Source organism: Nocardia carnea, assembly GCF_029868855.1.
In the GTDB taxonomy this organism is placed as follows: domain Bacteria; phylum Actinomycetota; class Actinomycetes; order Mycobacteriales; family Mycobacteriaceae; genus Nocardia; species Nocardia carnea_A.
In genome coordinates, this window is sequence record NZ_JARWOV010000088.1 from 47,537 (window position 1) to 73,493 (window position 25,957).

At 68.7% G+C, this 25,957-nt stretch carries 30 protein-coding genes; 12 read left to right on the forward strand and 18 right to left on the reverse strand.

Translation table 11 applies throughout. From position 1 onward, the window contains the following. Positions 1–359 precede the first annotated feature (359 nt). From QH195_RS08345 to QH195_RS08355, 3 genes are read right to left on the reverse strand one after another with little or no spacing between them, the layout of a single operon-like run. On the reverse strand, positions 360–1,355 hold the full coding sequence (locus QH195_RS08345) for an alpha/beta hydrolase (RefSeq protein ID WP_280434950.1): 996 nt from the start codon (positions 1,353–1,355) through the stop codon (positions 360–362). Beyond that, positions 1,333–1,992, reverse strand: a complete 660-nt coding sequence (locus QH195_RS08350) for a TetR/AcrR family transcriptional regulator (protein ID WP_280434951.1) — start codon at positions 1,990–1,992, stop codon at positions 1,333–1,335. Before QH195_RS08350 ends, QH195_RS08345 begins: the two co-directional genes overlap by 23 nt. After that, positions 1,992–3,335 carry a flavin-containing monooxygenase gene (locus QH195_RS08355; RefSeq protein ID WP_280434952.1) on the reverse strand — a complete coding sequence of 448 codons (1,344 nt, stop codon included), beginning with the start codon at positions 3,333–3,335 and terminating at the stop codon, positions 1,992–1,994. Before QH195_RS08355 ends, QH195_RS08350 begins: the two co-directional genes overlap by 1 nt. Before the next feature lie 173 nt (positions 3,336–3,508). Here QH195_RS08355 and QH195_RS08360 point away from each other — a divergent pair, with 173 nt between their 5' ends. Then, positions 3,509–4,549, forward strand: coding sequence for an NAD(P)-dependent alcohol dehydrogenase (locus tag QH195_RS08360; RefSeq protein WP_280434953.1), 1,041 nt, complete (start codon positions 3,509–3,511; stop codon positions 4,547–4,549). A 3-nt stretch (positions 4,550–4,552) separates the two neighbouring features. Here the strand turns inward: QH195_RS08360 and QH195_RS08365 are convergent, their stop codons facing one another. Continuing rightward, positions 4,553–5,035: a nuclear transport factor 2 family protein gene (locus QH195_RS08365; RefSeq protein ID WP_280434954.1), complete on the reverse strand. Its 483-nt coding sequence runs from the start codon at positions 5,033–5,035 to the stop codon at positions 4,553–4,555. 134 nt (positions 5,036–5,169) lie between these two features. After that, positions 5,170–7,395 carry an MMPL family transporter gene (locus QH195_RS08370; protein ID WP_280434955.1) on the reverse strand — a complete coding sequence of 742 codons (2,226 nt, stop codon included), beginning with the start codon at positions 7,393–7,395 and terminating at the stop codon, positions 5,170–5,172. A 147-nt stretch (positions 7,396–7,542) separates the two neighbouring features. Here QH195_RS08370 and QH195_RS08375 point away from each other — a divergent pair, with 147 nt between their 5' ends. Together QH195_RS08375 and QH195_RS08380 are read left to right on the forward strand one after the other, a co-directional pair. Next, complete coding sequence (locus QH195_RS08375) at positions 7,543–8,157, forward strand: TetR/AcrR family transcriptional regulator (RefSeq protein WP_280434956.1); 615 nt, start codon at positions 7,543–7,545, stop codon at positions 8,155–8,157. A gap of 128 nt (positions 8,158–8,285) precedes the next feature. Next, positions 8,286–8,816: a mycothiol transferase gene (locus QH195_RS08380; RefSeq protein WP_280434957.1), complete on the forward strand. Its 531-nt coding sequence runs from the start codon at positions 8,286–8,288 to the stop codon at positions 8,814–8,816. A 53-nt stretch (positions 8,817–8,869) separates the two neighbouring features. Here QH195_RS08380 and QH195_RS08385 read toward each other — a convergent pair whose 3' ends face one another. The 4 genes from QH195_RS08385 to QH195_RS08400 form a co-directional block, all read right to left on the reverse strand. Continuing rightward, the gene (locus tag QH195_RS08385) at positions 8,870–9,685 is read right to left on the reverse strand and encodes a SigB/SigF/SigG family RNA polymerase sigma factor (protein WP_280424959.1); all 816 of its coding nucleotides are present in this window, start codon (positions 9,683–9,685) and stop codon (positions 8,870–8,872) included. Further along, the gene (locus QH195_RS08390) at positions 9,675–10,130 is read right to left on the reverse strand and encodes an ATP-binding protein (protein ID WP_280424960.1); all 456 of its coding nucleotides are present in this window, start codon (positions 10,128–10,130) and stop codon (positions 9,675–9,677) included. The genes QH195_RS08385 and QH195_RS08390 overlap by 11 nt, the downstream gene beginning before the upstream one ends. Before the next feature lie 152 nt (positions 10,131–10,282). Further along, on the reverse strand, positions 10,283–10,966 hold the full coding sequence (locus QH195_RS08395; protein ID WP_348536822.1) for a PAS and ANTAR domain-containing protein: 684 nt from the start codon (positions 10,964–10,966) through the stop codon (positions 10,283–10,285). Between the two features lie 93 nt (positions 10,967–11,059). Continuing rightward, positions 11,060–11,467, reverse strand: a complete 408-nt coding sequence (locus tag QH195_RS08400) for an STAS domain-containing protein (RefSeq protein ID WP_280424961.1) — start codon at positions 11,465–11,467, stop codon at positions 11,060–11,062. A gap of 290 nt (positions 11,468–11,757) precedes the next feature. Here QH195_RS08400 and QH195_RS08405 point away from each other — a divergent pair, with 290 nt between their 5' ends. From QH195_RS08405 to QH195_RS08440, 8 genes are all read left to right on the forward strand, one after another. Further along, positions 11,758–12,366: a flavodoxin family protein gene (locus QH195_RS08405; protein WP_280424962.1), complete on the forward strand. Its 609-nt coding sequence runs from the start codon at positions 11,758–11,760 to the stop codon at positions 12,364–12,366. 62 nt (positions 12,367–12,428) lie between these two features. Next, positions 12,429–13,439 (forward strand): iron-containing redox enzyme family protein, encoded by a 1,011-nt coding sequence (locus tag QH195_RS08410; RefSeq protein WP_280434958.1) that lies wholly within the window; start codon positions 12,429–12,431, stop codon positions 13,437–13,439. A 5-nt stretch (positions 13,440–13,444) separates the two neighbouring features. Beyond that, positions 13,445–14,095: a HemK2/MTQ2 family protein methyltransferase gene (locus tag QH195_RS08415; RefSeq protein ID WP_280434959.1), complete on the forward strand. Its 651-nt coding sequence runs from the start codon at positions 13,445–13,447 to the stop codon at positions 14,093–14,095. A 235-nt stretch (positions 14,096–14,330) separates the two neighbouring features. Beyond that, entirely contained in the window at positions 14,331–14,507 is a 177-nt protein-coding gene (locus tag QH195_RS08420) for a CDGSH iron-sulfur domain-containing protein (protein ID WP_280434971.1), read from the forward strand. 181 nt (positions 14,508–14,688) lie between these two features. Next, positions 14,689–14,919, forward strand: a complete 231-nt coding sequence (locus tag QH195_RS08425; RefSeq protein WP_280424966.1) for a DUF6480 family protein — start codon at positions 14,689–14,691, stop codon at positions 14,917–14,919. A gap of 129 nt (positions 14,920–15,048) precedes the next feature. Then, positions 15,049–15,633, forward strand: a complete 585-nt coding sequence (locus QH195_RS08430; protein ID WP_280424967.1) for a nucleotidyltransferase family protein — start codon at positions 15,049–15,051, stop codon at positions 15,631–15,633. Next, positions 15,634–15,912, forward strand: coding sequence for a BON domain-containing protein (locus QH195_RS08435; protein WP_280434960.1), 279 nt, complete (start codon positions 15,634–15,636; stop codon positions 15,910–15,912). Between the two features lie 48 nt (positions 15,913–15,960). Next, complete coding sequence (locus QH195_RS08440; RefSeq protein WP_280434961.1) at positions 15,961–16,716, forward strand: metallophosphoesterase family protein; 756 nt, start codon at positions 15,961–15,963, stop codon at positions 16,714–16,716. 125 nt (positions 16,717–16,841) lie between these two features. Here QH195_RS08440 and mbp1 read toward each other — a convergent pair whose 3' ends face one another. From mbp1 to QH195_RS08465, 5 genes are all read right to left on the reverse strand, one after another. Further along, entirely contained in the window at positions 16,842–17,120 is a 279-nt protein-coding gene (gene mbp1 / locus QH195_RS08445; RefSeq protein WP_280424970.1) for a microaggregate-binding protein 1, read from the reverse strand. Positions 17,121–17,234: 114 nt separating this feature from the next. Beyond that, positions 17,235–17,660, reverse strand: coding sequence for a nuclear transport factor 2 family protein (locus tag QH195_RS08450; RefSeq protein WP_280424971.1), 426 nt, complete (start codon positions 17,658–17,660; stop codon positions 17,235–17,237). A gap of 45 nt (positions 17,661–17,705) precedes the next feature. Beyond that, entirely contained in the window at positions 17,706–18,233 is a 528-nt protein-coding gene (locus QH195_RS08455; protein ID WP_280424972.1) for a DUF1992 domain-containing protein, read from the reverse strand. An 80-nt stretch (positions 18,234–18,313) separates the two neighbouring features. After that, the gene (locus QH195_RS08460; RefSeq protein ID WP_280424973.1) at positions 18,314–19,684 is read right to left on the reverse strand and encodes a hypothetical protein; all 1,371 of its coding nucleotides are present in this window, start codon (positions 19,682–19,684) and stop codon (positions 18,314–18,316) included. A 126-nt stretch (positions 19,685–19,810) separates the two neighbouring features. Then, positions 19,811–20,746 carry an alpha/beta hydrolase gene (locus QH195_RS08465; RefSeq protein ID WP_280434962.1) on the reverse strand — a complete coding sequence of 312 codons (936 nt, stop codon included), beginning with the start codon at positions 20,744–20,746 and terminating at the stop codon, positions 19,811–19,813. An 86-nt stretch (positions 20,747–20,832) separates the two neighbouring features. Here QH195_RS08465 and QH195_RS08470 point away from each other — a divergent pair, with 86 nt between their 5' ends. Then, entirely contained in the window at positions 20,833–21,201 is a 369-nt protein-coding gene (locus QH195_RS08470; protein ID WP_280424975.1) for a hypothetical protein, read from the forward strand. Between the two features lie 260 nt (positions 21,202–21,461). Here QH195_RS08470 and der read toward each other — a convergent pair whose 3' ends face one another. The 4 genes from der to scpB all read right to left on the reverse strand — a co-directional run bounded on the left by der (position 21,462) and on the right by scpB (position 25,737). Next, the gene (gene der / locus QH195_RS08475) at positions 21,462–22,874 is read right to left on the reverse strand and encodes a ribosome biogenesis GTPase Der (protein ID WP_280424976.1); all 1,413 of its coding nucleotides are present in this window, start codon (positions 22,872–22,874) and stop codon (positions 21,462–21,464) included. Positions 22,875–22,885: 11 nt separating this feature from the next. Next, on the reverse strand, positions 22,886–23,644 hold the full coding sequence (gene cmk, locus QH195_RS08480; RefSeq protein WP_280424977.1) for a (d)CMP kinase: 759 nt from the start codon (positions 23,642–23,644) through the stop codon (positions 22,886–22,888). Positions 23,645–23,664: 20 nt separating this feature from the next. Next, positions 23,665–25,011, reverse strand: coding sequence for a pseudouridine synthase (locus QH195_RS35185; protein ID WP_432278454.1), 1,347 nt, complete (start codon positions 25,009–25,011; stop codon positions 23,665–23,667). A 69-nt stretch (positions 25,012–25,080) separates the two neighbouring features. Continuing rightward, complete coding sequence (scpB, locus tag QH195_RS08490; RefSeq protein WP_280424979.1) at positions 25,081–25,737, reverse strand: SMC-Scp complex subunit ScpB; 657 nt, start codon at positions 25,735–25,737, stop codon at positions 25,081–25,083. Positions 25,738–25,957 lie beyond the last annotated feature (220 nt).

Below are 25,957 nucleotides of genomic sequence, written 5' to 3' on the forward strand. Positions count from 1 at the left end.
TAAGGGCATTCACATCTGGTGTTACCTGCCTGCAATTTGTCGTGCCTCACATCATGCGGGGGTATGTGTGACGCTACCGGAGGATTCCATTACTGCCTCCCGGGGCGCCGGCCCGCGCCCGTGCCGGACACGGTTCCCGGTAGCAGGCATGCGCGACGTCCGCGTGGTGGCAGCGGCCGCGCGGCCCCGCACAGCGCGGCCGGCCCGGGAGAATCCACTGGTGTCGGCGGTGCATCCCGAGCGCGGGCTCCCGGGATGCGGTGTCCAACCGGTGGCCGCGTAGATATCTGCCGACGGACGGCCGCCGATCTGCCCGGACAACAACGGTCCGGACCCGCCGGACGGACGATCGCGCTCCCCTATACCGAAGCCCGGTCCGGCCGGTCGGCCGCGAGATGCCGGCGCAGGAACATCAGCTGATGGCGGACTGCCGGTTCGAAGAACGTATTGCCCGGCCAGACCCCGAAATGGTCGCAGGGGTAGTGCCGGACCTCGGCCCGCGCAGCGAAGGCGGCCTTCGCCGCGGCCTCCGGGGGCGCACCGCGGTCGAAATCGGCGATCTGCACCAGAATCGGCAGTTGCAGCCCGGCGGCCGCCCGGGCCGGGCGGTAGCCGGCCAGCTGTACCAGCACATTCGCGTCGATTTCGTTCCGCCAGGTGGGTCCGGCCAGGGCGCGGTACGACTCGTACCAGCCTTCCAGCGCCAGCGCCGCCGCTTCTCCGGGCCGGCCGACCAGCGGGATGAGGCCCGGCCCGCCGGTCACCGCGTCCAGCTGCCGTCGCACCGCGGTGCGGGCACCCCGCAGTGTGGCCGCGACCCCGCCGGATCGGATGGCCAGCGCGGCCGCGGCGCGGCCGTCCACCAGCGGTGTCAGCGAGACGACCGCGGCGAGCGCGGCCCGCGCGGTGGACGTTTTCTCCGGGGCGTGCCGGGCAGCCGCGGCCGCCGCGAAGACATGGCCACCGGACAACGAGACACCCCACAGCACGATGCGGCGCGAGTCGACCCCCGGTAGTTCGGCGGCCGCGGCTACCGCCGCCCGGTAGTCGGCGAGCTGATCGGCCATCCGGACCCGCTGCCGGGGGTGGCCGCCGCTGGCACCGAAGTACCGGAAATCGAAGGCGAGTACGTCGATTCCCGCGGCGGCGTAGGCACGGGCGAACGGTTCGAGACCGGAATCCTTGGTTCCGCCGAAACCGTGCGCCATCACCGCGACCGGCCGGCCGGCCGGGCCTTCCAGCTCGGCCGAACCGGCCGCGAAATACCAGGCGCGGCACCGGACGCCGCCGGAAACGAAGGTCAGTTCGGCGGGTCCGGCCGCAGCGGCCGATTCAGGGGTGTGATGCAGCGTCATGACGGTTCCTCGCGGTGGCGGGTTCGGCGGGTGCGTAGATCGAGCGCAGCCAGACCGTGACCACCGATTCGATATAGCGTTCCCGGTCGAGCTCCGTCCCCGAGGTCAGGCGCTCGAGCAGTCGTTCGTTGAGCAGGAGCAGGACATCGGCGAGGGTGGCCGCGTCACCGCCGGTGGGGGCGCGGCCCGCCCGGCGTTCGTCCTCGATCATGGCCGCTATCGAAGGGATGAAGGCTTGGCGCTCGGCTTCCCAGATCTCGCGTACCGCCGGCGAGGCGCTGCGCGCGTCCAGGACGGCGCTGTAGAGGTGCCGGTGCCGGTCCCAGAAATCGACCAGCCCGCGGATCGTGCGTTCGATGCGGTCGGCCGGTTCCCCGGGGCCGACGAGAATATCGTTGACCGCGAACACTTCCTGGTAGATGTCCTCCAGGGCGGCTCCGACGGCGGCTGCCTTGTTCTCGAAATAGAAATAGAAGGCCGAGCGGGTCAGCCCGGCCCGCCGGGAGATCTCGGCGATATCGACGGCCTCGAGCCGGCCCCCGTTATCGCGCAGCAGTTCGTCCAGCGCCACCAGCAGAGCCTCCCGGCGCTGTTCGCCGCGCGGAGGTCCGCGCCGGTCGGTACGCGAGCGGACCATCAGCGGGCCTGCCCGGCCGGCTGCCGACCGTGTTCGCGGGCCCGGCGCAGGCCGGCCGGCAGTTCGGTGCGCCGCAGATCGCGTTCGTAGACGAAGTAGTCCAGTTGCTGCGTATGCCGGGGGCGGTCCACGACGTGACCGGTGAAGCGACGACGGTCCTCCTCGATGACCCGCAGCATCGTTTCCGCCGACGGCGGCCGGTAGTACCCGGCCGCGTAGGCGGCGACCAGCCGGGCCTGGCATTCCACGAACGGGAACAGGGTGGGGAACGGCTGTGCGAAACCGACGAACGCGAGATTGTCCACGCCGGGTTTGAAGATGCGTTTGTACAGGGCGATCCGGTTGTCCGGTGCGCTGATGAATTCGGGGTCGAAGAACGGGAAGGTGATGTTGTAGCCGGTGCAGTAGATGATGACGTCGAAATCTTTGTGCGTCCCGTCGGTGAAATGCACGGTGGCGCCGTCGAGCCGGCTCACATCGGGTTTGGCCACCACATCCCCCGAGCCCAGCCGCAGCGGCAGTTCCACGGATTGGGTGGGGTGCGCCTCGAAGAACTTGTGGTTCGGTGCGGGCAGCCCGTATTTCACCGGGTCACCCGAGATATAGGGGGTGAAGGTTTGGACGAGTTTGCGCTGCCAGGACAGCGGAACGTAGGGCACCGTGCGGAAATAACGGTCCGCCGGGGTGCCCGCGAAATACTTCGGCACCACCCACGCGCTGGACCGGGTGGAAAGCCAGACGTCGTTGTCCATTGCCCGCGAGGACAGTTCGACGGCGATATCGGCGGCGCTGTTGCCGATGCCCACGATCAGGATGCGCTTACCGTAGAGGTTCAGCGGGGTCCGCGGATCGATATAGGCGTGGGAGTGGATGGCCTGGCCGGTGAATTCGCCCGGGAAATCCGGGAACCGGGGATCCCAATGGTGGCCGTTGGCGACGACCAATAGGTCGAACTTCCGGATCTCGCCGCTCTCGGTCCCGATTTCCCAGCCGTCGGCGACCGGGCGGGCGTGCCGGACGCCGTTGCCGAATTCGATGGACCGTTCGAGATCGAACGCCGCGGCATAGCCGTCCAGGTATTCCTTGATCAGGCTGTGGTGCGGGAAATCGGGATAGGAATCCGGCATCGGATAGTCCCGGAACGACAGCTGGTACTTCGAGGTATCGATATGCAGTGATCGGTACGCGCTGGAATGCCCGTTCGGATTACCGAAGGCCCAGTTACCGCCGATCCGGTCCGAGGACTCGAAGCAGGTGTAGGGGATCCCGTAGTCGCCGAGCATTTTTCCGGTGGTCAAACCGCTGATTCCGGCCCCGATGACCGCGACGGTGGGTTTCGGCATACGACCTCCTGCGTGTTCCGCCGTGGGGCGGAGACCAACCGGCAGTGACACCGGTCACACGCACAATAGGATCCCGTTTGACGTGTGTCAAGAAAAATCGACCCTTGTCAGTATCCGGCTCCCGGCCTACTTTGTGAGGCACGTCATAACGGCCGGTCCCCGGAGGAAATCCCATGCGCGCACTGCAACTCACCGAACCCGGCCGCCTCGAGATACGGGAGGTGCCGACACCCGAGCCCGGCCCGGGCGAACTGCTGATCCGGGTCGGCGCCTCGGGAATCTGCCATTCCGACTTGCACGTCCTGCACTTGCCGTTCAAGGTCCGCGACGAACCCCTGACCCTCGGCCACGAGATCGCGGGCACGATCGCCTCGGTGGGCGACCGGGTCGAGGGCCATACGCCCGGAGACCGCGGAATTGTGTATCTGTGCTGGTCGTGCGGGAACTGTCCGGAATGCGCGAGCGGGAACGAGAATGTGTGCCGCGCGGCGGGCCGGGTCGCGATGCCGCCGTGCCCCGGCCTCGGCCCCGACGGCGGAATGGCCGAATATGTTGCCGTCCCGGCCGGTTCGTTCGTGCCCATCGGCGATATGGATTTCGTCGCCGCGGCGCCACTGGCCGATGCCGCACTCACCAGCTATCACGCCATCCGTGGCGCCCGGGAACAGCTGTACCCCGGGTCGACCGCGGTGGTGATCGGCGCGGGCGGCCTGGGCCATGTGGGAATCCAGATCCTGCGCGCCCTCACCGCAACCCGGGTCGTCGCGGTGGACACCGACCCCGACAAACTGGATCTGGCCGTCGAATGCGGGGCACACGAGGCGCTACCGGCAGGCGAGGACACCGCCGGCCGGATCCTGGAGATGACCGCCGGCCGCGGGGCCGAGGCAGTATTCGATTTCGTCGGGGTGGACGCCACCGCCCAGCTCTCGGTGCGCAGTGTCGGCCCCAACGGGGCATACCGGATGATCGGCCTGGGCGACGGCGATCCCGGGATCACCGCCGGCCCCGCGGGTGGGCCCGGACTGCCGTGGGGAGCGACTGTCCGCAAGTCCTACGGCGGTACCAAACGCGATCTCATCGACAGCATCGCACTGGCGGGGGCAGGCAGTATCGAGGTCCGCACGCAACAATTCCCTTTGGAGGACGGCGCCTACGCCTACGAGCTGCTGGAACAGGGCCGCATCCGCGGACGCGCGGTCCTGGTGCCGTAGGCGCTACTTCTCGCCGGCCGGCGCCCACATATTGCTGATCAGGGTGTGACTCGGAGTATCGGTCAGCGACTGCGAGGATTCGTAGATCCGGACATAGGACGTGGCGGCGATCCGCCAGATACCGTCCGCACCCTTGCGATAGCGGTCGGTGTAGTAGCCGGACCCCCGGATCAGGGCCCCGAACTCGGTGGCCAGGACAGTGTCCTCGAACAACCAGCTCCCGGTCGCGGTATCGCCGTCGACAAGGATCTCCGGGTGGTTGGCGACATGGGTGGTCACGATGCCGGGGCCCATGTTGTCGCGCATGAAATCGACCACCGCCGCGCGACCGTCGAGGACGAGTTCCCGGCCCATCACATGTGTGCCGTAGCGGGCCTCGATCTCCGGGTCCAGGGTGGCGGCGAAATCGTCCCACTGTTTCAGGTCCAGGGTCCGGAAGTACCGATACTTGAGGGTGCGGAGTTGTTCGAGCGCCTGCAGATCCATGAGGTCACCTTGACACGAACCGCCACCCACGACAAGAACACGTTCCACTTTCCCGCCGCGCTCGTGGCGAGCAGGTCCACCAGCGGCACGCCCGGGCACACGGCTCCTGACCGTGTGCCCGGAGCGGAATCGCATCACCCCGCCACCGACCGGAGACCCTCGGCGGGTTTCGCGGCCTCTGCCGCGGTATCCCGCACGTCCGGCCGGACCGCCCATCGGCGCAGTCCGGGCGGAGCCCACCAGTTCGCCGATCCGGCCAGCCGCATGAACGCGGGGACCAGCACCGCCCGGATCACGGTCGCGTCCACCACGATCGCGACCGCGATCCCCACTCCGAGCATCTGCAGGTACATGACCCGGCCGGTGGCGTACAGCGAGAAGGACACGGCGAGCACCAACGCGGCCGATGTGACGAGCGGAGCCCCACGCTGCAACCCCTCGAGCACCGCCCGGCGATTGTCGCCGGTGATCCGATACCGCTCGGTGATCCGCGACAGCAGGAACACCTCGTAATCCATGGACAACCCGTAGGCGACACAGAAGAGCAGGATCGGGAAGGCGGGGTCGAGCGTGCCGATCGGCGTGAACCCGAGCACCTCGGCAAAGGCACCGTTCTGGAAGACGAAGACGAGGACGCCGAACATCACCGCCAGGCTGAGCAGATTCAGCACGATCGCCTTGGCGGCGAGCACGATACTGCCCGACATCGCCAGCAACACCGCGAAAGTCACCAGCGCGATCAGCACGGCGACCACCGGAATCCGCTCGGTGAGCACCGCCCGGAAATCGGTGAGTTCGGCCGGATAGCCGCCCACCAGCACCTCGTCGAAGGGCCTGGGTACCGCACGCAGTTCGCCGACGAAGGCGGGAACCTCGGTACTCGCCAGCATCTGCCGGGTCGGGATCGCCTCCAAGCGGGTTCCGGTATCGCTCACGAGCCGGCCGGGATTCGGGGCCGGTCCGGCGAGCACACCACCGACGAACACACCTGCGGTCGAATTCACCCGCGCCACCCCGTCGACCCGCGACAGCGCTGCCGCATACCGGCCGATGTCCTCGGGCGGTACCGCCCGGCCCCCGGGCGCCAAGAAATGCACGGCGTCGTTGGCCTCGACATCGAAGGCGGCCCGCAGTTCGTCGTAGGCCTGACGGGTGGAGGCGCTCGGCGGCAGCACCCGGTCGTCGGGCAGGCCGATCCGCAATCCGGCGGCAGGCGCGGCGAGCACGACGAGCAGCAGGATCGCGGCGGTCGCGGAACGCACCGGGTTCCGCATCACCACATCACCGAACCGGTACCAGAAACCCTGCTCGGGAGAGGTATTTGCGCGGGCACGGCGGGGCAGCGCCCCGTGGCCGGTGAGAGCCAGGGCGGCGGGCAGCAGCACCAGCGACCCGGCCACCGCCATCACCACGACGAGCACGCCGGCGTAGGCGAACGATCGCAGGAAGGAATACGGGAAGACGAGCAGCACCGACAGCGCCGCGGCCACGGTGAGTCCGCTGAAGATCACCGTCCGGCCCGCGGTTACCACAGCGGTACGTACCGCGACCGGTACTGCCGCTCCGGCCCGCAGTTCCTCCTGGAAGCGGGAGATGACGAAGAGGCTGTAGTCGACACCCAGCCCGATCCCCATCACCAGGGTGATGTTGGCGGCGAATGTCGATACCTCGGTGAACGAGGTGACCATCCGCAGAGCGGCCAGCGTCGCGAAAACCGCGAACAGTCCGATCGCCAGCGTGTACAGCGCCAACCGCAGCCGCCGGTACAGCAGGAGCAGCAACAGCAGCATCAGCGGGACGATGATCAGTTCGGCGCGTAGGAAATCCTGGGTTGCCTGGGCGCTGATCTGGCCGGATACGGCTTCCGCGCCGGCCACCCGGACCTGCACCGTGCCATCGGCGCGGGTGAACTCGGGCAGCAGTCGATCGATGATTTCCGCTCGCGCGGTCGTCGCCTCACCGGACACATGGGCGAGTACCACCGCATGTCGGCCGTCGGCGCTGCGCAGCGTGGGATCGCCGTGTGCCGACCAGTACGACCATGCGTCGGTAACGGCGCGGTCGTCACGGAGTTCGGTGGTCAGCGCGGCGCCCGCGGCCGCGACCTGGGCCGAATCGACCGAGCCGGCGGCAGCGGTGACGAGCAGGATCAGGTTCGCGTTGCCGGTGTGGAATTCGCGCTGCAGTACTTCGTGCGCGCGCACCGATTCGGTGCCCGGAGCCTCCCAGCGGCTGAGGATCATCTCCCCCATGGCACCGGCCCCGATCACCCCCGAGATCACGGTGAGCAGGATCCCGGCCACGAGCACCGGACGCGGTCGGGCGGCGAGCAGCGCGCCCAGCCAATTCAATGGGGACATGAGAACTCCGCGATCTCCGCTGGTAGAAATTTACGAGCGACCGCTCGCAAATCCGAGAATACGAGCCACTACTCGTATTTGTCAACGGAGCCCCGGCAGCGCGATGCTTGAGCATCCGTGCACTTGTTCGCAGCCGATGGAGGAGCCGTGGCCGACACCCGATCCGTTCGCCGCCAGGAACGGGGTAAGCAGCGTATGGCGCAGATCCTCGACGCCGCCCTGGAACTGTTCGGCGAACAGGGCTATCGAGCGGTATCCACCAACGCCATCGCGGCCCGTGCGGGCATCTCCCCCGGATCGCTGTACCAGTTCTTCCCGAACAAGGAGGCGATCGCCGAGGCGCTGTCGATACGGCTGGTGGAGTCCTTCCGCGCCGCGCACTCGTCGGCCTTCGACCGTAGCGACCTCGCCGAGATCGGCTTGGACGAGCTGGTCGATGCTGTCATCGATCCGCTCGTGGCCTTCAATGTGGCCCATCCCGGAGCGAAGGCGCTGTTCGCCGATACCGATATGCCGGCCGGCCTCGCCGAGGGCACCCGGCCGCTCCAGGAGGCGCTGCTCGGACGGGTGAATGCCGTTATCGGTGTCCGGGCACCGCAGCTCTCCGCCGAGGATCGTTCTCGCAGCGCGCTCGTCGCGGTACAGATCGTGCGGGCGATGACGGGGGCGATCGTGGCCGCGAACGGACCGGAACGCGCCGCGCTGGTGGCCGAAACGAAACGCGCCCTGCGCGGCTATCTCGCCGAACTCGAAACGACCTGACCGCCCGGCGCGGCCCGGTTTTCCGACGCCGGGCGGTGGTACTGCTGTCGGAAACGGAAGCAGAGCCGACCGTGGGAAGCGGCCCGTCGCACAGGAGCGCCGCTCCCGCACCGAGCGACGGAGAATCCATGAACAGCGCCGATATGCTCACCGATGCCTTCGAGCGGATCCGCGAGGTCGTGCACGAGGCGGTCGACGGTCTCGACGAAGAGGCCCTGAACTACCGGCCCGACCCGGGAGCCAATTCGATCTCCTGGCTGATCTGGCATCTCACCCGGGTGCAGGACGAACACCTGGCGGAACTGACCGGCGGCGAATCGTTCTGGACCGGGCGCGGCTGGTACGAACGTTTCGACCTCCCCATAGACCGCGGAGCCACCGGTTACGGCGACACCCCCGCCGATGTCGTCCGGATCCAGGCTCCGGCGGAACTGCTCACCGGCTACTACGACACCGTCCACGCCCACACTCTGCGATTCGTCGGCAACCTCACCGACAGTGACCTGGACGAAATAGTGGACGAGGCCTGGAACCCGCCGGTCACCATGGGCGTCCGACTGATCAGCGTGATCGCCGACGATCTGCAGCACGCGGGACAGGCCGCCTACCTGCGGGGTGTGCACGCACGCACGGCGGATTCCGCGGCCGTACGGCCCTGACCCACCACGCCACCCGGCGAGGCCGGAGGCGTCCGTCGCCGCATCGGGGGCGGTCAGTCCCGCAGCGCTTCCTCCCGCAACCACCCCAGCGTCCGCGACAGTATCCGGGATATATGCATCTGCGAGACACCCAGCCGCTCGGCGATCTGCGACTGCGTTTTGGATTCGAAGAAACGCATCCGTAATACCTGACGCTCCCGGTCGCTGAGCTCGCCGAGCAACGGTTCCACCGCCAGATAGTCCTCCAGCCAGCCGTACGACGCTTCTTCGCTACCCAGCGAATCCACCAGCGCCGGCGCGGCGGAATCGCCGTCCTCCCCGGCGGGTGCGTCCAGCGACGAGGTCTGGTAGGCATTACCCGCGATCAGCGCCTGGGTCACCTCCACCAGATCGATCTCGAGCTCCTCGGCGATCTCCCGGGCCCGCGGCACCCGACCGAGCCGCTGCGACAGGATCTCGATGGTGGGACCCAGGCTCAGCTGGATCTCCTTGACCCGCCGGGGCACCCGCACCGACCAGGTGTTGTCCCGGAAATGGCGGCGCACCTCGCCCATGATCGTCGGTACGGCGAACGACAGGAACGACGAACCCCGCGTGACGTCGAAACGTTCTACGGCGTTCAGCAGGCCCAGCCGGGCCACCTGGAGCAGATCGTCGTAGGCCTCGCCGCGGCCGGAGAACTTCCGCGCGATATGTTCGGCCAGCGGCAGGCACCGGTCGAGGATTTCCGCGCGCAGCGCCGCCCGCTGCGCAGAATTCTCGGGCGCGGCGGCCATTTCGCCGAACAACGGCTCGATATCGTCGTAGCTGTCGCTGCCTCGATGGCGACGTGAAGGCCCCGGATCGATACGCGGTGCCTCAGGCGCCATCGGCGCCCCCTCGGTACCAGCTGAATTCGACATCGGTCGGGTATCCACCCCTCGCCACGTCGTAGGGATGCTGCACGACTCCGACCCCACGGGTGAGGGTCCGTACTATATGCCAGCCGAACCCTTCCTGATCGAGGAACGATTCGGTCGCCGCTGTCGAGGTTACGCGCACTGTCATCCGGTGCTCGTCATAATCGAAGTCGCAGCTCAGTGTCGAGTCGGCAACGGCGGCCGCAATCAACGAGGTGGCCACCTCGTCGAGAGCCAATCGGATATCGGTCACCTCGTCCAAACCGAAATCGGCTATCAACGCCACCGTCTCGGCCAGCGCGCGCAGCATCACCAACTGCTCGTGCTCCGCCGGAACCCGCACGCCTACGGTCGTCGTATCCCGTGAAGTCGTTTCCACAGAGTCGGAGACGCTGTCCACCATGCGCACCACCACCACCTCGTTCCTACGGCCCTCTCCACGGGCCGGTGGCGCCTACCGGGGCCACAGTGGCATTGACCCTGCGGCGACGCCGCGGCTGTCTGTCTCGGCCTGATTGTCACATGCGCTGGTACCCCGCATCATGGTGCCGAAACCACAAGCGCGCCTCAGACCCGACCTATCCGCTCGTGCACGGTCAGCAGTAGGTGGTCGAATTCGGTACGCAGCGCCGGTGTGGCGTGCTCGATCGTGCACAGTTCGCTCACCAGTCGTTGCGCCAGGGCGCGCAGCTTGGTGTTGGTTTCCTGTGAGCGCCAGGTGAGCACCCGGAAGGCCTGTTCGGAGCTGATCCCGTAGACCAGCATCAGCGCACCCTTGGTCTGTTCGATCACCGCACGGGCCGCGAACAGCTCGGGCAGTGTGTCCTGCAACGTTTCCTGTCGTTCCTCGGCCAGGGTCGCCGTGAGATCCACGTAGTATCCCGCGGAACCGACGACCTGCCCATCCGCACCGGTGATGGAATCGGCCACGACGATCACGTGCCGGGTCTGCCCGGCGGTGTCGACGATCCGGTGCCGGCTGCAGAACGGTGCGCCTTGGCTCACCGATTTCGCGAGCACCCCGGCCACCTGGGCCCGATCCTCCGGATGTTTGTGCCCCAGGACGAGATCGCTGCTCGGCTCCATGGGCTCGGGCGGGTAGCCGTGCATCTGCGCGACACCCGCCGACCATTCCCACCGTTGGTCGGCGAACCAGAAACGGAAGGCACCGGTCCGCTGCGAGGAATCGGGACCGATCGCAGGATCGAGTACTCGGATCTCGCCGGCGGTATCGCTGTCGTCTTGCGTCACCCACTGATTATCCGCTGATCCCGGCGCAATGACGAGCGCCGGACACACTCCCGACCACCGCCGGGGGCTCCGGCGGTGGTCGGTATCGCGGTATCAGCCCGTCAACGCCGCGCGCAGGGTCGGGAAATAGCGGAACTGGTGGCGGGCGCCCGTAACCTGGAGCACTCGCTCGATATCGCGCCGACCGCTGACCAGCCGCAGTTCGACCCCGTGCCGCCAGGCGTCATTCTTCGCGCCGGACAGCGCCGATGCGGCACGGATACACAGGAACGTTGTGGCCCGCAGGTCCAGCACGACCACCCGGCATCCGTCGTGCTGACAACGCCCGAGCAGCGCACGGAAATCGTCGAGGCCGACCGCGTCGAGTTCGCCCTCGACCCGGGCGATCAGGCAGTCCGGATACTCGGTACTGCGACGCGACCACATACGGCCGGCGGCTGCGGTGCGCGGATCGTTTCCCCGGTGTTGCTCGACCTGGTACAGGGCGGTGGTTACCGACATATGAATCCCGTCCGTTGCGTTGGGGATTTCCGGTTGGCATACCCGGTCGGGACCAGCAACCGGATGGGTGAAGCGCCCATCCGGCGACCCCGACTGCCGACGTACGCCGCACCGGGTTCGGCTGTGTGTTCAACCTCGACCTCATTCTGGCACGAGTCGCCGACGCTGTACACCGGGCGCGGTCACGGTCGCGAGGGCAGACGTTTACCCCGCGCCGGTGCGGCTATTGCGGGGGCAACGGGAGCCGGGCCGCGGCTCCGGGTACGGCGGAAGCGGAGGTTCATACGACGATGGCTTCTCTGAGCGCAGTCGCGCTGGTGTGCACGTTGAAGAAATCGCCGGCCGAATCCAGTAGCGACCGGATCGCCCGGCAACTGCTCGACGAGCTCGCCGGACACGAGGTGACCGGCGAGGTGATCCGGGTGGTCGACCACGATGTCCGGCCGGGTGTCGGCGCCGACGAGGGCGACGGCGACCAGTGGCCGGATATCCGCGCCCGGATATCCGCCGCCGATATCCTGCTGTTCTGCACCCCCACCTGGCTCGGTCACATGTCCTCCGTCGCGCAGCGCGCACTGGAACGGCTCGACGCCGAACTCTCGGAAACCGACGACGCGGGCCGGCCGGCGATGTTCGGCAAGGTCGCGGTCGCGGCCGTGGTGGGTAACGAGGACGGCGCGCACAAGATCGTCGCCGACGTCTTCCAGGGGCTCAACGATATCGGCTTCACCGTGCCCGCCCAGGGCGCGACCTACTGGAACGGTGAGGCGATGAGCGGGGTGGACTATCTGGACCTCGAGCACACACCCGACGCCGTCGCGTCGACGAATTCCACGGCGGCGCGCAACGCCGCCCACCTGGCCCGGCTGCTGCGCGCCACGCAGTACCCGGCCGGTTGATCACCGCTGTTGCTCCTGCGGTGTGCACGGACGACGACACCGTCGCCACGAAAGGTGAATCCATGGCCGAAACACTCGCCGCCCCGGGCACCCTCGCCCGGGGAATACGTCTGCCCGTGCCCCGGGGGCCCCTTTCCGCCGACCTGGTGGCGCTGCTGCCGGCCGAACCCGGCAGTCCCGTACCCCAGGCGCCGCCGGATCTCGACCCCTACGGCGAGGATCTCCAACTGGCCCTGCACACCTGTTACGAATTGCACTATCAGGGATTCCGCGATGTGGACCCCGATTGGGAATGGGACAGCGGCCTGCTCGGGTTGCGGCGGGAACTGGAACGCCGTTTCGAGGATGCGTTACGTGCCGATGTCCCCGGCGGTCACGATGTGGCTGCCGAACTGGATCGGCTGCTGACCGCGCCCGCGGCCGGCGGTACCGCGGCCTGGCTGCGCGACGAGGGCACCTGGGAACAGGTGCGCGAATATTTCGTCCAGCGCTCGATCTACCACCACAAGGAAGCCGATCCGGTCGCCTGGGTGATTCCGCGGTTGCGCGATCGGGCCAAGGCCGCCTTGGTGGCGGTCGAGTTCGACGAATTCGGCGGCGGACGCGGCGACCGGATCCACGCCCGCCTCTACGCCGATCTGCTGCGCGGCGCCGATCTGGCCGACGGCTACCTGCACTACCTCGACATCGTGCCGGCTCCCATGCTGGCCCTGGTCGACATGATGTCGCTGTTCGGGCTGCACCGGTCGTTGCGCGGTGCCCTGGTAGGTCATTTCGCGGCCGTGGAGATCAGCTCCTCCCCCGCCTCGCGGGTCATGGTCGAGGCACTGCAGCGGTTCTCGGCGCATCCGGACTGTGTGCGGTTCTACGCCGAACATGTCACCGCGGACGCCGTGCACGAGCAAGTTGTACGACGCGACGTACTCGCGGGCCTGCTCGCCGCCGAACCGGAACTCGCCGAATCGGTGGTGTTCGGTATCCAGGCCACCGACTTGCTCGAGACCCGCTGCACCGAGGCCGTGCTGAGCTGCTGGCGGGCGGGTGAGAGTTCGCTGCGTCCCGAGGCCCGGTGATCCCGATGCTGGTTCGTGCTCCGGGGGTGTACCGGCCACAGCCCGATACCTGGCTGCTGGCCCGCGCGATGACCGAGGCGGCGTTGCCGGCCGGAGCCCGGGTGCTCGACGCATGCACCGGCACCGGGGCGCTGGCGATCCACGCCGCCCGGACGGGTGCGGCGACGGTGACCGCGGTGGATCTGTCCCGGGCCGCGGTGACCTCGGCCTGGTTGAACAGCCGGCTGCACGGGGTGCGGCTGGAATTGTTGTGCGGGGATGTCACCGAGGTGGTCGCTGGGCGTACCTTCGACGTCATCGTCGCCAACCCGCCGTATGTGCCGAGCGAAGGGCAGCGACCGGCCGGGCGGGCGGCCCGCGCCTGGGACGCCGGCCGGCACGGGCGGTCCCTGCTCGACCCGCTGTGCGCGATGATGCCGCGCCTGCTGGCAACCGGCGGCACCGCCCTGATGGTCCATTCGGCTCTCTCCGGGACCGCGACCAGTCTGCGCCAGCTGCGCAGCGGCGGCCTGAAGGCGACCGTGGTCGCGCGGACAGTGATCCCCTTCGGCCCGGTACTGGCCCGCCGCAGCGCCTGGCTCCGCGACCACGGCCTGATCCGGCCCGATCAGCAACACGAGGAGTTGGTGGTGATCCGTGCCGACCGAACACGATGAGACACCGGCCGACCCTGCGGAGCCGGCGGTCCGCGACCGCCCGGCTCATCCGGCGGCTGCCCCGCACACGGCATCACCTCGTACGGCAGAGCGCCGAATCGGTCCGGTGGTGGCACCGGCGCCCGCCGAGCCGCCTCGGCCCGCCGACGACGCGGGGTCGCGGGACATCGCGGCCTGCGCCCGGCCCGAGACCGATCCCGGTACAGCGGTCCCGTCGGCGACCGGGCGTACCCGGATCGTTTTCACCGAGGACGGGCCCGCGCTGGTCGACGGCCCGGTGGAACTGGTGACCGCCGACGGCGCGGTGATCCACGCGGACCGCTTCCTCGTCGCGATCTGCCTGTGCAAACGATCGCGGACCTATCCGCTGTGCGATACCAGCCACCGCCGGCAGCGCCGCTGCGGCCGCTGACGCTTTCCCGGCGCGACCCGATTGGGCGGCGAGGTAACGGGTACGCGCCGCCCATGGTGCGACGAACGATCATCGCCGCCGTCTCACCGGCCCTCACACCGGTAGTTGTCCGCGGACCGGGCCGACGGCGACCCGACCCCGCCGGGCGCGCCCCGCGACAACCGAAAGCGGGGAAGCGCTCATGAGTTCGATGGACCCCGATCCGGCCGCCACCCCGGACCTGGAACCCGGTGGCGGGGTGCCCGCGGGTTCCACCCCGCCCGATACCGCCCAGACCTCGGGGCTGTCGGCGCCCGAACCCCGCACAAGCCACCGTTTCCCGCCGACCGGAGTCGCCGCGGTGGTCGCCGTGATCGCTCTCGTGGCGGTGTTCGCGGTGGTAGCGATCGTGCTCATCGCCTCCCTGGGCTGAGACGCCTGTCCAGGCTGGGAATATCGGCGGGTCGAGCGCGGTGACAATTCACGGAATCAGCGCGGGCACTGCCGATGAACGGCCGGTCGCGGGCTGATTAGCAGTGCGATGTGCGGGTAGCCGCCGCATATGGTTCCGACGGAGGAGCAGCTGCTGCACGCTTTGACCCGGGCCGCGAACGCCCTGAAACAAGAAGGCATACCTTTCGCCGTGGCGGGTGGATGCGCCGTGTACGCGCGGGGTGGACCGCCGTCCGACCACGATGTCGACCTGTTCGTCAAACCCGAGGACAGTGCCCGCGCGCGCAGCGAATTGGCGCGCGCCGGGCTGCGGCTGGCGGACGCGGCCGAGGATTGGCTGACGAAGGCCTACGACGGCGACACCTTGATCGATATCATCCACCGGCCCAACAACCGGGACGTCGACGACGCGCTGCTGGGCCGGGCCCAGGTCATGCGGGTCGGCCCCGCTGTGGCGCCGGTGGTCGACGCCACCGATCTGCTGGTCGACAAACTCCTCGTCTTCGACGCGCACCGGCTCGACCTCAGCCCGCTGCTGCGGATCTCCCGCGATCTGCGCGAACAGGTGGATTGGCCGGCGGTGCGCGCGCAGACCGAGCATTCGCCGTACGCGAAAGCATTCCTGGGATTGATCGACGATCTCGGTATCGCCGAAACCACCGCACCCTCGCATACCTCCGGAAAGGCGCACTAGATGTCCGGTAACCCGCATTCCTCCCGGCCGCGGCCGCCGGAGTATCTGGCCGCCGAACTGCATCGGGCGCTGGCCGAGGATCCGCGCACGGCCGAACAGGGCGTGCAGGTCCGGATCCGGGGCGATGTGGTGGTTCTCGACGGCGAGGTGAGCACCGCGCAACGGCGGCGGATGCTCGAGGAGGTGGTGCACGATATCGCCCCGGACCTGCCGATTCACAACGATGTGCACGTCACCGCGACAGCCCGGCCGGGCGGAAGTGAAGATCTCGGTGCGTGATACCGAGCCGAGCTCGGTGCCCGGCGCCGGGCAGAAGGGAGTGGGCAGATGCGGATCGCCGCTGTCGGAGACGTCCATCTGGGAACCGATTCACGCGGACTGTTACGGCCCGCGCTGCGTGAACTACCGGCGCTGGCCGATGTGCTGCTACTGGCCGGTGATCTGACCAAGCACGGAACCCCGGCCGAAGCGGAGGTCGTCGCGCGCGAATTCGCCGATGTCGGTGTCCCGGTGGTGGCCGTCCTCGGAAACCACGATCACCACAGCGACGCCGCGGCCGAGATGACCGATCTGCTGGAATCCTGCGGTATCACTGTGCTGGAGGGCACCGCCACCACGCTCGATATCGACGGCGCGACCCTCGGTATCGCCGGTACCAAGGGCTTCGGCGGAGGTTTCGCCGGCAAATGCGCGAGCGTGTTCGGCGAGCGTCTGATGCGCGAATTCGCGGGCCACACCATCGAGCTGGCAACAGCGCTGGACACCGCGCTGGCCGAGCTCGATACCGATATCACGGTGGTGCTCACGCACTACTCGCCCGTCAGCGACACCCTGCACGGGGAGCCGCGCGAGATCTACCCATTCCTGGGCTCCTATCTCCTGGGGGAACCGATCGACACCCACAGAGCCGATCTGGCCGTGCACGGTCACGCCCATGCCGGCACCGAACGCGGCAGTACACCTGGTGGTATCCGGGTGCGCAATGTGGCCCAGCCGGTGATCGGCAAGGCTTTCGCCGTCTACGAATTGCAGCCCGGCGCGGACAGTCCCGCGGTCCGCGGCCGTTCCGCTGTATCCGGCTGAGTGCGTACCCCTGTGCTCTGCAAGTACAAAGATCTGCAAGAACAGCAAAGAACTACGGCGACCTCCTGCGAGATCGCCGTAGTTCACTTCCGGCCGGGCGCGCAACGCCGCCGGGTCGTACCGGCTCAGACGTCGCGCGGAGTCGGCGCCACCGTCTGCCCGTGCCCCGGGTCCTGCTGGGCCCGCTGCCGCTGTTCGGCGTCGGCGGCTTCGAGACGTTCCTGCTGCGCCTCGTTCTCCTTCTCGGCGGCAGCGCGCTGCGATTCGCCCTTGTCCTGCTGGGCCTTGCCCTCGGTACGCAGGGAGTCGTTGTCGAGCACCGCTCCCGCGGCCTCCTTGACCTTGCCCTTCACGCCCTCGACGGCGCCCTCGACGCCCTCGCGTGCGGTCTTGTGCTCGGCCACGATATCCACCTCCGAATCTCGGTTGCTCGGTCGGATATCGGCCGCGTACCCGGCCCCGGAGCCTTCAATCCGGCGATAACGCGCGGATCGAGTGTGCCGGCTCACCGGGTCCGGTCAGGTGAAGGCGGCCTCGAGCCCGTCGAACCAGGCCGCTTCCTCGACCAGCCGGGCGCTGCGCCAGCCGTCCGGGGTGCGCACCAGCTCGTGGTTGTACCAGCCGCCACAGGTGAACTGCTTACCCGGGGAGACGATCATCGGGTTGAAGAACATGGCGCGAACCTTCGCGGTGTCGCCGTCCAGTTCCACCGCGATATTGGAGATGAAATGCTGGGTCCGCGTGAACAGCTGCAACTGTTCGGTGAGTCCCGCGACAACGGTGTCCAGATCCCCGGTGGGCCCGCCCGCCGTGCTGTAGTCGATCTGCGCGTCGGTGGTGAACACCGAACGGTACAGCGGCCAGTCCTTGTCGTCGACGGCCGTGGCGTAGCGGGTGAGCAGATCGGTGATCTCGATCCGGTCGGCGAGCGTGCGTGAATCCATCCCCTCATACAACCGCACCGGGGCGGTGCGCCGGGCCGGATCGGCTCAGCTATCCCGGCTGCTGCGACGGATCCGCCGCCACCACGGGCGCCGTGGGCTCGGCCCGGCCGCCACGCCGCGCTGCGGTTCCTGCGCGGACGGTTGTGGAACGGAGCTCCCTCCGGCTGTAGCGTTCGCGGCACGCCAGCCGGCGACTATTTCCTCGGCGTCGACCGTGGCGACCGGCAGCTGCGGGCCGGTCGGCACCCGCAACCAGTCCACGATCCGCCGGTTGAGTTCGGTGACGGTGGCCCGCACCTGTTCCTCGGTGGTGAGCTCGCGCACCGTTTCGGGTAGCCGCTCGACCTCGCGGCGCAATTGCAGCGACGGTGGCAGGGCCACGTCCCCGCTCACCCCTTCGCGGCGCAGGTACTCACGCAACCACGCGTTCTCGTCGTGATACCGGCTTCCCGCCCCCGGCAGCGGTTTCCCGGCGCCGGGGAGGTTCTCGAACTCGCCCCGCTCGGTGGCCTCGCGGATCTTGCGGTCGACCCAGGATTCGAAGTCGACGCCCGCGGGTTTGCGCTCCGACATCGTGCCTCCTCACCGTCCCCCTCACGGTAGCGCGCAACCCTCGCCGCGACGACCTGCGTGGGAGACGGTGTGTGCGGCGGTCAGGCCCCGTTGGTGGAGCCGCTGCGAGCCCGACCGGACCGGGCCTTGCGCCGCTCGGCCTGGAGCTCGGCGAGTTCCTGCTCCAGGATGTCGGCGACCCGGAACTGTCCGGTGTCGTAGCCGTCGGAGGACCGCACGACCTCCAAGAACTCGTCGGTTTCCTTGTCCCCGGACAATTTGCCCTTGGCGCCCGATTCGCCCGCACCGTTACCCGCCGCGCCGGCCTGCTTGGCCTGACCCAGTTTCTTCACCGCGGCGCTCGCCGAATTGCTGATCGGCAGTTTGTCGGTGACCTCGGCCGTTTTGGCCGTGGACTCGTCGAACAGCGGTGAATTCGTGGCGAGCTCGTCCAGCAGGGAACTCGTGCGCCCGATCAGGCCGGAGGTCACGTCGGCGAGATCGCCCGCCCGCTTCTTCCCGGCATCAGCGGACTTGCCCTCCGAGCGAAAGGGCGAACCGGCACCGGCTTTCTTCGCACCGGATTCCAGCGCCGCCGGTTGCGCCGCGGCGGTATCACCGGTCGGCAGTGCCCGCGACTCACCCGCGCTGGGCTCGAGTTTCATACTGACCCGCGGCAGGCTGTTACGGATCTGCGCGGCCGGATCGGGCAGGCCCCGGACCTGTTCGGTGGCCCGCAGAATCGCCATACCGTAGCGGGCGCTGGCCGCGTCGTGAATGAGCAGCGCGACACCGATCATCACCGGCGCGACGGCGTGCACACCCACGTCGTACCAGTTCCCCACCCGCAGATAGGGATAGGTGTTGAGCCCGACGGTCAGGGCCAGCAGCGCGACCTCGGCGGCCGCGGTCTGCTTCCGGTTGTTGACCACGCCCCATTCGGCCACCTTGTTGGTGCCGATCATGATGATGATCAGGCAGACACTGATCATGCCTTCCAGCAGGTAGCTGAACCAGAACAAGGGGTCGCTGGGGCCGGTGGGTGCGATGTTCTGCTGGACGTTGACCGCCGACCACAACATGCCCGCACCGACCACGCCGGCCAGTGCGCGCAACGACCAGGACCGATGCCGGTACAGCGAGGCCAGTTTGGCGTGCGGGCTGGATTCCCGGCGCTGTGCGGCGATGGCTTTACGGGCGAGCAAGAGGTCGCGCATATCCGCCTTCTCGATCTGCTCGGTGGTCTGCCTGGCCCGGTCGTTCGCCGCGGCGACGGCCTGGATCTCCTTCCAGCGTTGTCCGCGCTCCTGCTCGCGGATACGCTCGGCGAGTTCACGTTCGGCCTGTAGCTCCGTTTCCGACAGCGCTTCGGTGAGCGCGGGATCGAATTGGTAGGCCAGTCGGTTGCGGGCGTGTTCGACACGCTGGGCCAGTTGCGTGACATCGTCCTCGATCGGCGGCTCGACAGTCATTACGGCTCCCGCCTCGGGTGATTCGATGGCAGACAAGTAGTCACGCCGGGGTACGGTACCGCCCTTTGCCGCGCGATGCACCGTCACGGTCGAAACAACCGATTTCCATGGGCGTTCACAGGCCGTTCACGAGTTCCCGTGGCGGGGTCGCGGTTCCGGTTCCGCAGCCGTCGCACGCCCGTCACATTGCGCCACGGCGGCCAGGATCGCCCGCACCGCGGGCCCCGCTTCAGGGACCGGAACGAGCGGATAGACGTGGAAGGCGCCGGTCACTTCGGTGAAATGCACTGCCGAACCGGCCCGTTCGGCGAACAGCCGCGCATCGGGGTGCAGGATGTCGTGGGTGCCCATGAAGATATCGGTCGGCGGTAGCCCCTCCAGCGGGCCGTTGATCGGGCTCAGCTCGGGGAGACCGAGATCGTCCCCGCCGGCCCAGACCCGGCCGGCCTCCAGCAGAGCGGGGCGCGCCAGCCACGGATCCGCGGCTTCGACCCGATCGATCTCGGGGTTCGACAACTGCATATCCAGACACGGCGAGAGCAGGATCAACCGCGCCGGCGCCGGTAACCCCGTCGCCGGCAGGGACTGGGCCAGTGTGAGCGCGAGGGTCCCGCCGGCCGAATCCCCGGCGACCACGACGCGCGCGGGGTCGACGTCGGCCAGCACACCCCGGTAGATCTCGGTCAGGTAAGGGCGCGCGTCCCGGTAGGTATACCGCGGAGCCAGCGGGTAGATGGGCACCTCCACCCGATGTCCCGCCGCGACCAGCCGTGCGATGAACCGCCAATGCCACCGGCTGATCTCCCGGAAGAAACTGCCGCCGTGCACATAGATCACCACGGTGCCGGATTCCCGGCCCGGCCGCGGCACCACCGTATAGCTCGGAAAACCGGCGACGGCACGGCAGGAGACCGAGTAACGCCGCCGCAATCCCCGCGGTGGCGCATGATCACCCGGCGGTTCGGCCATCGCCGCACGCGCCTTCTCGGCGGTGTCCATACCGCGCTTACGGGTCAGCCGCAGGTATACCGACACCGCCCGGCTACGACGACCGACCATCATCTCTCCTCGCTCGGCACCCAGCGCACGCGGATCGGCCGGACCATATCGCGATGCGGCCCACTACCCGGCCACGCTACCGTCAACCCATGTGCGACAACAGGGACCATCGCTACCGCACCCACTACGTGTGCCCGGCATGCCGGGTCTCGCAGAAGCGCTGGGCTCCGATGTCCCACAACGGCCGCGCCGAGCCGCCCTGCTGTCCCCGGTGCTCGACCGAGATGCGCAACGCCGGCCACGATTTCGCCGCGCCGCGCCGGCACGACAACGCGGGATGGTCGGTGGTGGCGGCGGTCCTGGCGGCCGGCCTCCGCTATGACGGCTACGAACCCTGCGGCTGCGGCCGCGAACCGAAGTCCCGCCCCCGGACCCGCGCCGAACTACGTGCCCGCCTCGACCACGCCACCCGCCACGGCTTCCCGCCCGCCGAGGCACTGTCGCTCCGCCACGGGTGAGTCCGCCGACCGCCACCTGACCGCGCGCCCCGAGCCCGGCCGTCTACCGGCGAGGCACTCCGCGGTTCCTGCCATGGCGAAAGCCTCGCGCCGGGACACGGCCACGAGGCTCAGCGGAAAGTTGTGCTGTGCTCACCGACCGAAGGATCCGCGGGTGGTGGCCGCAGCAGGGGTGCATGTGGTCCTCAGCGGTCGACATACCGAGGAACACACCGCCCATTCCGCTGATCTACGCTGCGGACCACACTCCACGCCCCAGCTCACTTCTTGGGGCGCTTCTCCCGAACTCGCACCGAAATACGCACCGGTGACCCGTCGAACCCGAACTCTTCGCGCAGCCGGCGTTCCAGGAACCGCCGGTAACCGGCCTCGAGGAACCCCGTGGTGAACAACACGAAGGTCGGCGGCCGGGTGGTCGCCTGGGTGGCGAACAGCACCCGCGGTAGCCGGCCACCGCGCATGGGCGGCGGAGTCGCGGCGATCACTTCTTTCAGCCAGGTGTTCAACCGGCCGGTCGGAATCCGCTTGTCCCAGGATTCGAGCGCGGTCTCCATGGCGGGCACCAGTTTCTGCACCGCTCGCCCGGTGTGTGCGGAGATGTTCACCCGCTGCGCCCACGGCACGCGGATCAGGTCGCGGTCCACCTCGCGGTCGAGTTGCAGGCGGCGATCCTCGTCCACCAGATCCCATTTGTTGAACGCCAGTACCAACGCGCGCCCGGAATCGGCGACCAGGCTGATAACCCGCAGGTCCTGTTCGGTGATCGGCTGGGAGGCGTCGATCAGCATGATCGCGACCTCGGAGGCCTCCAGCGCCGATTTGGTGCGCAGCGACGCGTAGAACTCGGTACCGCTGGCATTGGCGACCTTGCGGCGCAGTCCCGCGGTGTCGACGAACCGCCATACCTTGCCGCCCAGTTCCACCAGCGAGTCCACCGGGTCGACGGTGGTACCGGCGATATCGTGCACCACCGACCGTTCATCGTCGGCGAGCTTGTTCAGCAGGCTGGATTTGCCGACATTCGGTTTCCCGACCAGTGCCACCCGGCGCGGCCCGCCGGTACCGCCGGCGCCCTCGCGCGGGGTCTCGGGCAGTACCCCGAGCACATCGTCGAGCAGATCGCCGGTGCCGCGGCCGTGCGCCGCCGACACCATCCGCGGCTCGCCCAGCCCCAGCGACCACAGTGCGGCCGCATCGGCTTCTACCCGCTGGTCGTCGACCTTGTTCGCGACCAGGATCACCGGCGTCTTCGCCCGCCGCAGCACCTTCACCGCGGCCTCGTCGGTGGCGGTGGCGCCGACCACGGCATCCACCACGAGCAGGATCGCGTCGGCGGTGTTCATCGCGAGTTCGGCCTGGCGGGCCACCGACTGCTGCAACCCTTTGGCGTCCGGTTCCCAGCCGCCCGTGTCCTGCACCCAGAACCGGCGGCCCGCCCAGCTCGCCTCGTAGGAGACACGGTCGCGAGTCACCCCGGGCACATCCTCGACCACCGCTTCGCGGCGTCCCAGGATCCGGTTCACCAGCGTCGATTTCCCGACATTCGGGCGGCCGACCACGGCCAGAGTGGGCATCGGCAACTGGTCGGCGGCCTCGGGGTCACCGGCCAGGTCGGTGATCTCCCATTCGGTTTCGTCGTTCCACACGCCGTCGCCGGCGAGTACATCGCTCATCGTCTCCCCGCTCATCCGGCCGCGCCCCGGGGGCGTAGCGCGGACCGCTCGTACGACCGGTCCAGCTGCCGGGCGACTTCCCGGAACAGCTCGTCGATCGTTTCGTCCATGGTCAGCTTGCTGGTGTCGACCTGCACCGCGTCCTCGGCGCGGCGCAGCGGCGAAACCGCCCGGGTCGAATCGAGGCGGTCGCGGCGTTCGACGTCGGCGAGTACGCCGGCGTAGTCGTCCCCGCGGCCCTCGGCGATGTTCTGCTGATTGCGCCGATGCGCCCGCGCCTCGGCGGAGGCGGTCAGGTAGATCTTGGCGTCGGCGTCGGGCAGCACAGTGGTGCCGATATCCCGGCCCTCGACCACGATGCGCCCGGCACTCACCGCGATCTCGCGCTGCAGCGCCACCAGTTGTTCGCGGACCTCCGGTACGGCCGATACCGCCGATACCGCGGCGGTGACCTCCGGGCCGCGGATCTCCGCGCGCACATCGTCACCGCCGAGTTCGATCAGTTCGCTCTCGGGGTCGGTACCGATCCGCAGCGGCATATCGGTGACCGCCGCGATCACGGCGGCGGAATCGGCCGGGTCGATACCGGCCCGCAGCACCTGCAGGGTCGCGACCCGGTACATGGCCCCGGTATCGAGGTAACGAGCCGAAAGCCGGGTCGCCAGCCGCCGCGAAACGCTGGACTTACCGGTGCCCGAGGGCCCGTCCATCGCCACCACGAGCGACCGGTCGCCCGCCGGATCCGCGACGACCCCGACCGGAGCTTCCATACCGAACACCTCGGCCCCGTTCACAATGACACCGCCTCGTAGAGTTTGCCGATTTCGTCCCGGCCCAGTACCCGCAGGGTGCCCGGCCGTTGATCGGCCAGTACCACCGGGCCGATATGCGTGCGGACCAGCCGGGTCACCGGGTGACCGACCGCGTCCAGCAACCGTCGCACGATATGCTTGCGCCCCTCGTGCAACACCACCTTCACCAGAGATCGTCCCGCGTCGACCTCCAGGACCTGGAACTTGTCGACACTGGCGGGCCCGTCCTCGAGTTCCACGCCGTCCCGCAGGATCTTGCCGATGGAACGGTGCACCTCACCCTGCACGGTCGCGAGGTAGGTCTTGGACACCTGGTACGAGGGATGCATCAGCCGGTGCGCCAGATCTCCGTCATTGGTGAGCAGCAACAGCCCCTCGGTATCGGCGTCCAGCCGGCCGACATGGAACAACCGCTGTCCGGCGGCGACCCGCTCGGCGACGATATCGCCCACACACGGACGGCCCAGATCGTCGGACATGGTGGATTGCCAGCCCTTGGGTTTGTTCAGCGCCAGATGCACCAGTTCTTCGCGCACCACCACCCGGATACCGTCCACCCGCACCACGGCGTTCTCGGGGTCGATTCGCAAACCCTGTTCACGCACGATGATGCCGTCCACCTCGACACGCCCCTGGTCGATCATCTCCTCGGCCGCGCGCCGCGAGGCGACACCGGCCTTGGCCAGGACCTTCTGCAGGCGCTCACCTTCGCCCCAGGGCATCTTCTCGTGGCCGGGCTCGTCCGGTTCCACATGCTGATGGCGCGCGGGTTTGGCGTTGTTCAGCTGCGGTGCGCCACCGGACCGGGCGGCCGGAGTCCTACGAGCGGAAGAGCCCCCGCCGGGGCGTCCGCCGGACCGCGAGCCACCGGCCGAACCGCTACGTCCGGTAGACGGGCCACCACGCCCGGCGGCAGGGGAACTGTTCCGCCCTGCGACAGAGGGGCCACCACGTCCTACGGTTCCGGAACCACCACGCCCCGACTCGGCAGCGCCGCTACGCCCGGCCGAGCCCGATCCGCCACGGGTTGCCGCGGCCGAGCCGCTACGACTCGGGACCCCGGTACCGCGACGTCCACCGGCACCGCTTCCCCCGGCAGGGGCGAAACCGCCCCGGCCGGCGCCGCGACGTCCGATCGGCGCGTCCGCACCTCCGGTTCGCCCGGTCCGCACCTGGTCACTGCGTGCTCCACGTTCGGTGCTGCGGGTTCCGCCACCGCGGCCGGTCCGCGGCGGTTCACTACCACGGCCGTTGCGGGGGAACTCACCGCCACGGCGGGCCTCCCCCGCCCCGCTGGGTGCGCCGCGTCCGCGACCGGCCCGGATGGGCTGGTCTCCGCGCTGTCTACGATCCGGTGTGCCATCTCGGCGAGCGGGTGTATTCACGATTTCCTGTCAATCCTCGGCGCCGAGGTTCAGATCGTCCTCGGCGGGTTTGCGCAGTCTGGTGTAGCGGGGGTCCGTCTCCAGACTGTCGTTGATCTCATCGATCAGGTCGACGCCCGGCAGCAGCGGCGCCAGCTCCGGCAGATCGTTCAGCGACGCCAGCCCGATTCGTTCCAGGAACAGTTCGGTGGTGCCGTAGAGCGTGCCGTTGGTTTCCGGGTCGGTGCCCGCCTCGGTGATCAGTCCCCTGGCGAGCAGGGTGCGCATCACACCGTCGACATTGACTCCGCGCACCGCGCTGACCCGGGCCCGGGTCACCGGCTGCCGATATGCCACCACCGCCAGCGTCTCCAGTGCCGCCCGCGTCAACTTCGACCGGGCGCCGTCGAGCAACATACGCTCCACATACGGTGCGTACTCGCTGCGAGTATAGAAGCGCCACCCGTCCCCGGCGAAACGCAGATCGATCCCACTGCGTTGCGCGGCCAGTTCCGCCGACATCTCCCGCAGGGTTCGTTCGACCCGGCTCGCGGGCTCGTCCAGCGCGGTCGCCAGCTGTTCTACCGGCGCGGGAGTGTCCACCACCAGCAGGATCGCCTCGAGCGCCGCCCGGAATTCCGCATCGTCGAGCGCCTCGGGCGCGAGTTCGGTCACACTCTCGCTCATACTGCTCCTTCCGCCTTCGACCGCGGCTTCGCGCAGTCACGTCGCGCTGCCACCGCCCGGCCCGGCACGCACGGGGTCCGCGCTCGCCGGATGCGCGAAGTCTCCGAGCCGGGACGCCGCCTCTCTCCCGCCGGGCTCGACCCGGTCACGTGGTGCTCGATCCGGATGTGCACAACTCCTGCGCGGTTGAGCGGTCCCGCCGCTGTCATACCCGGCTCGC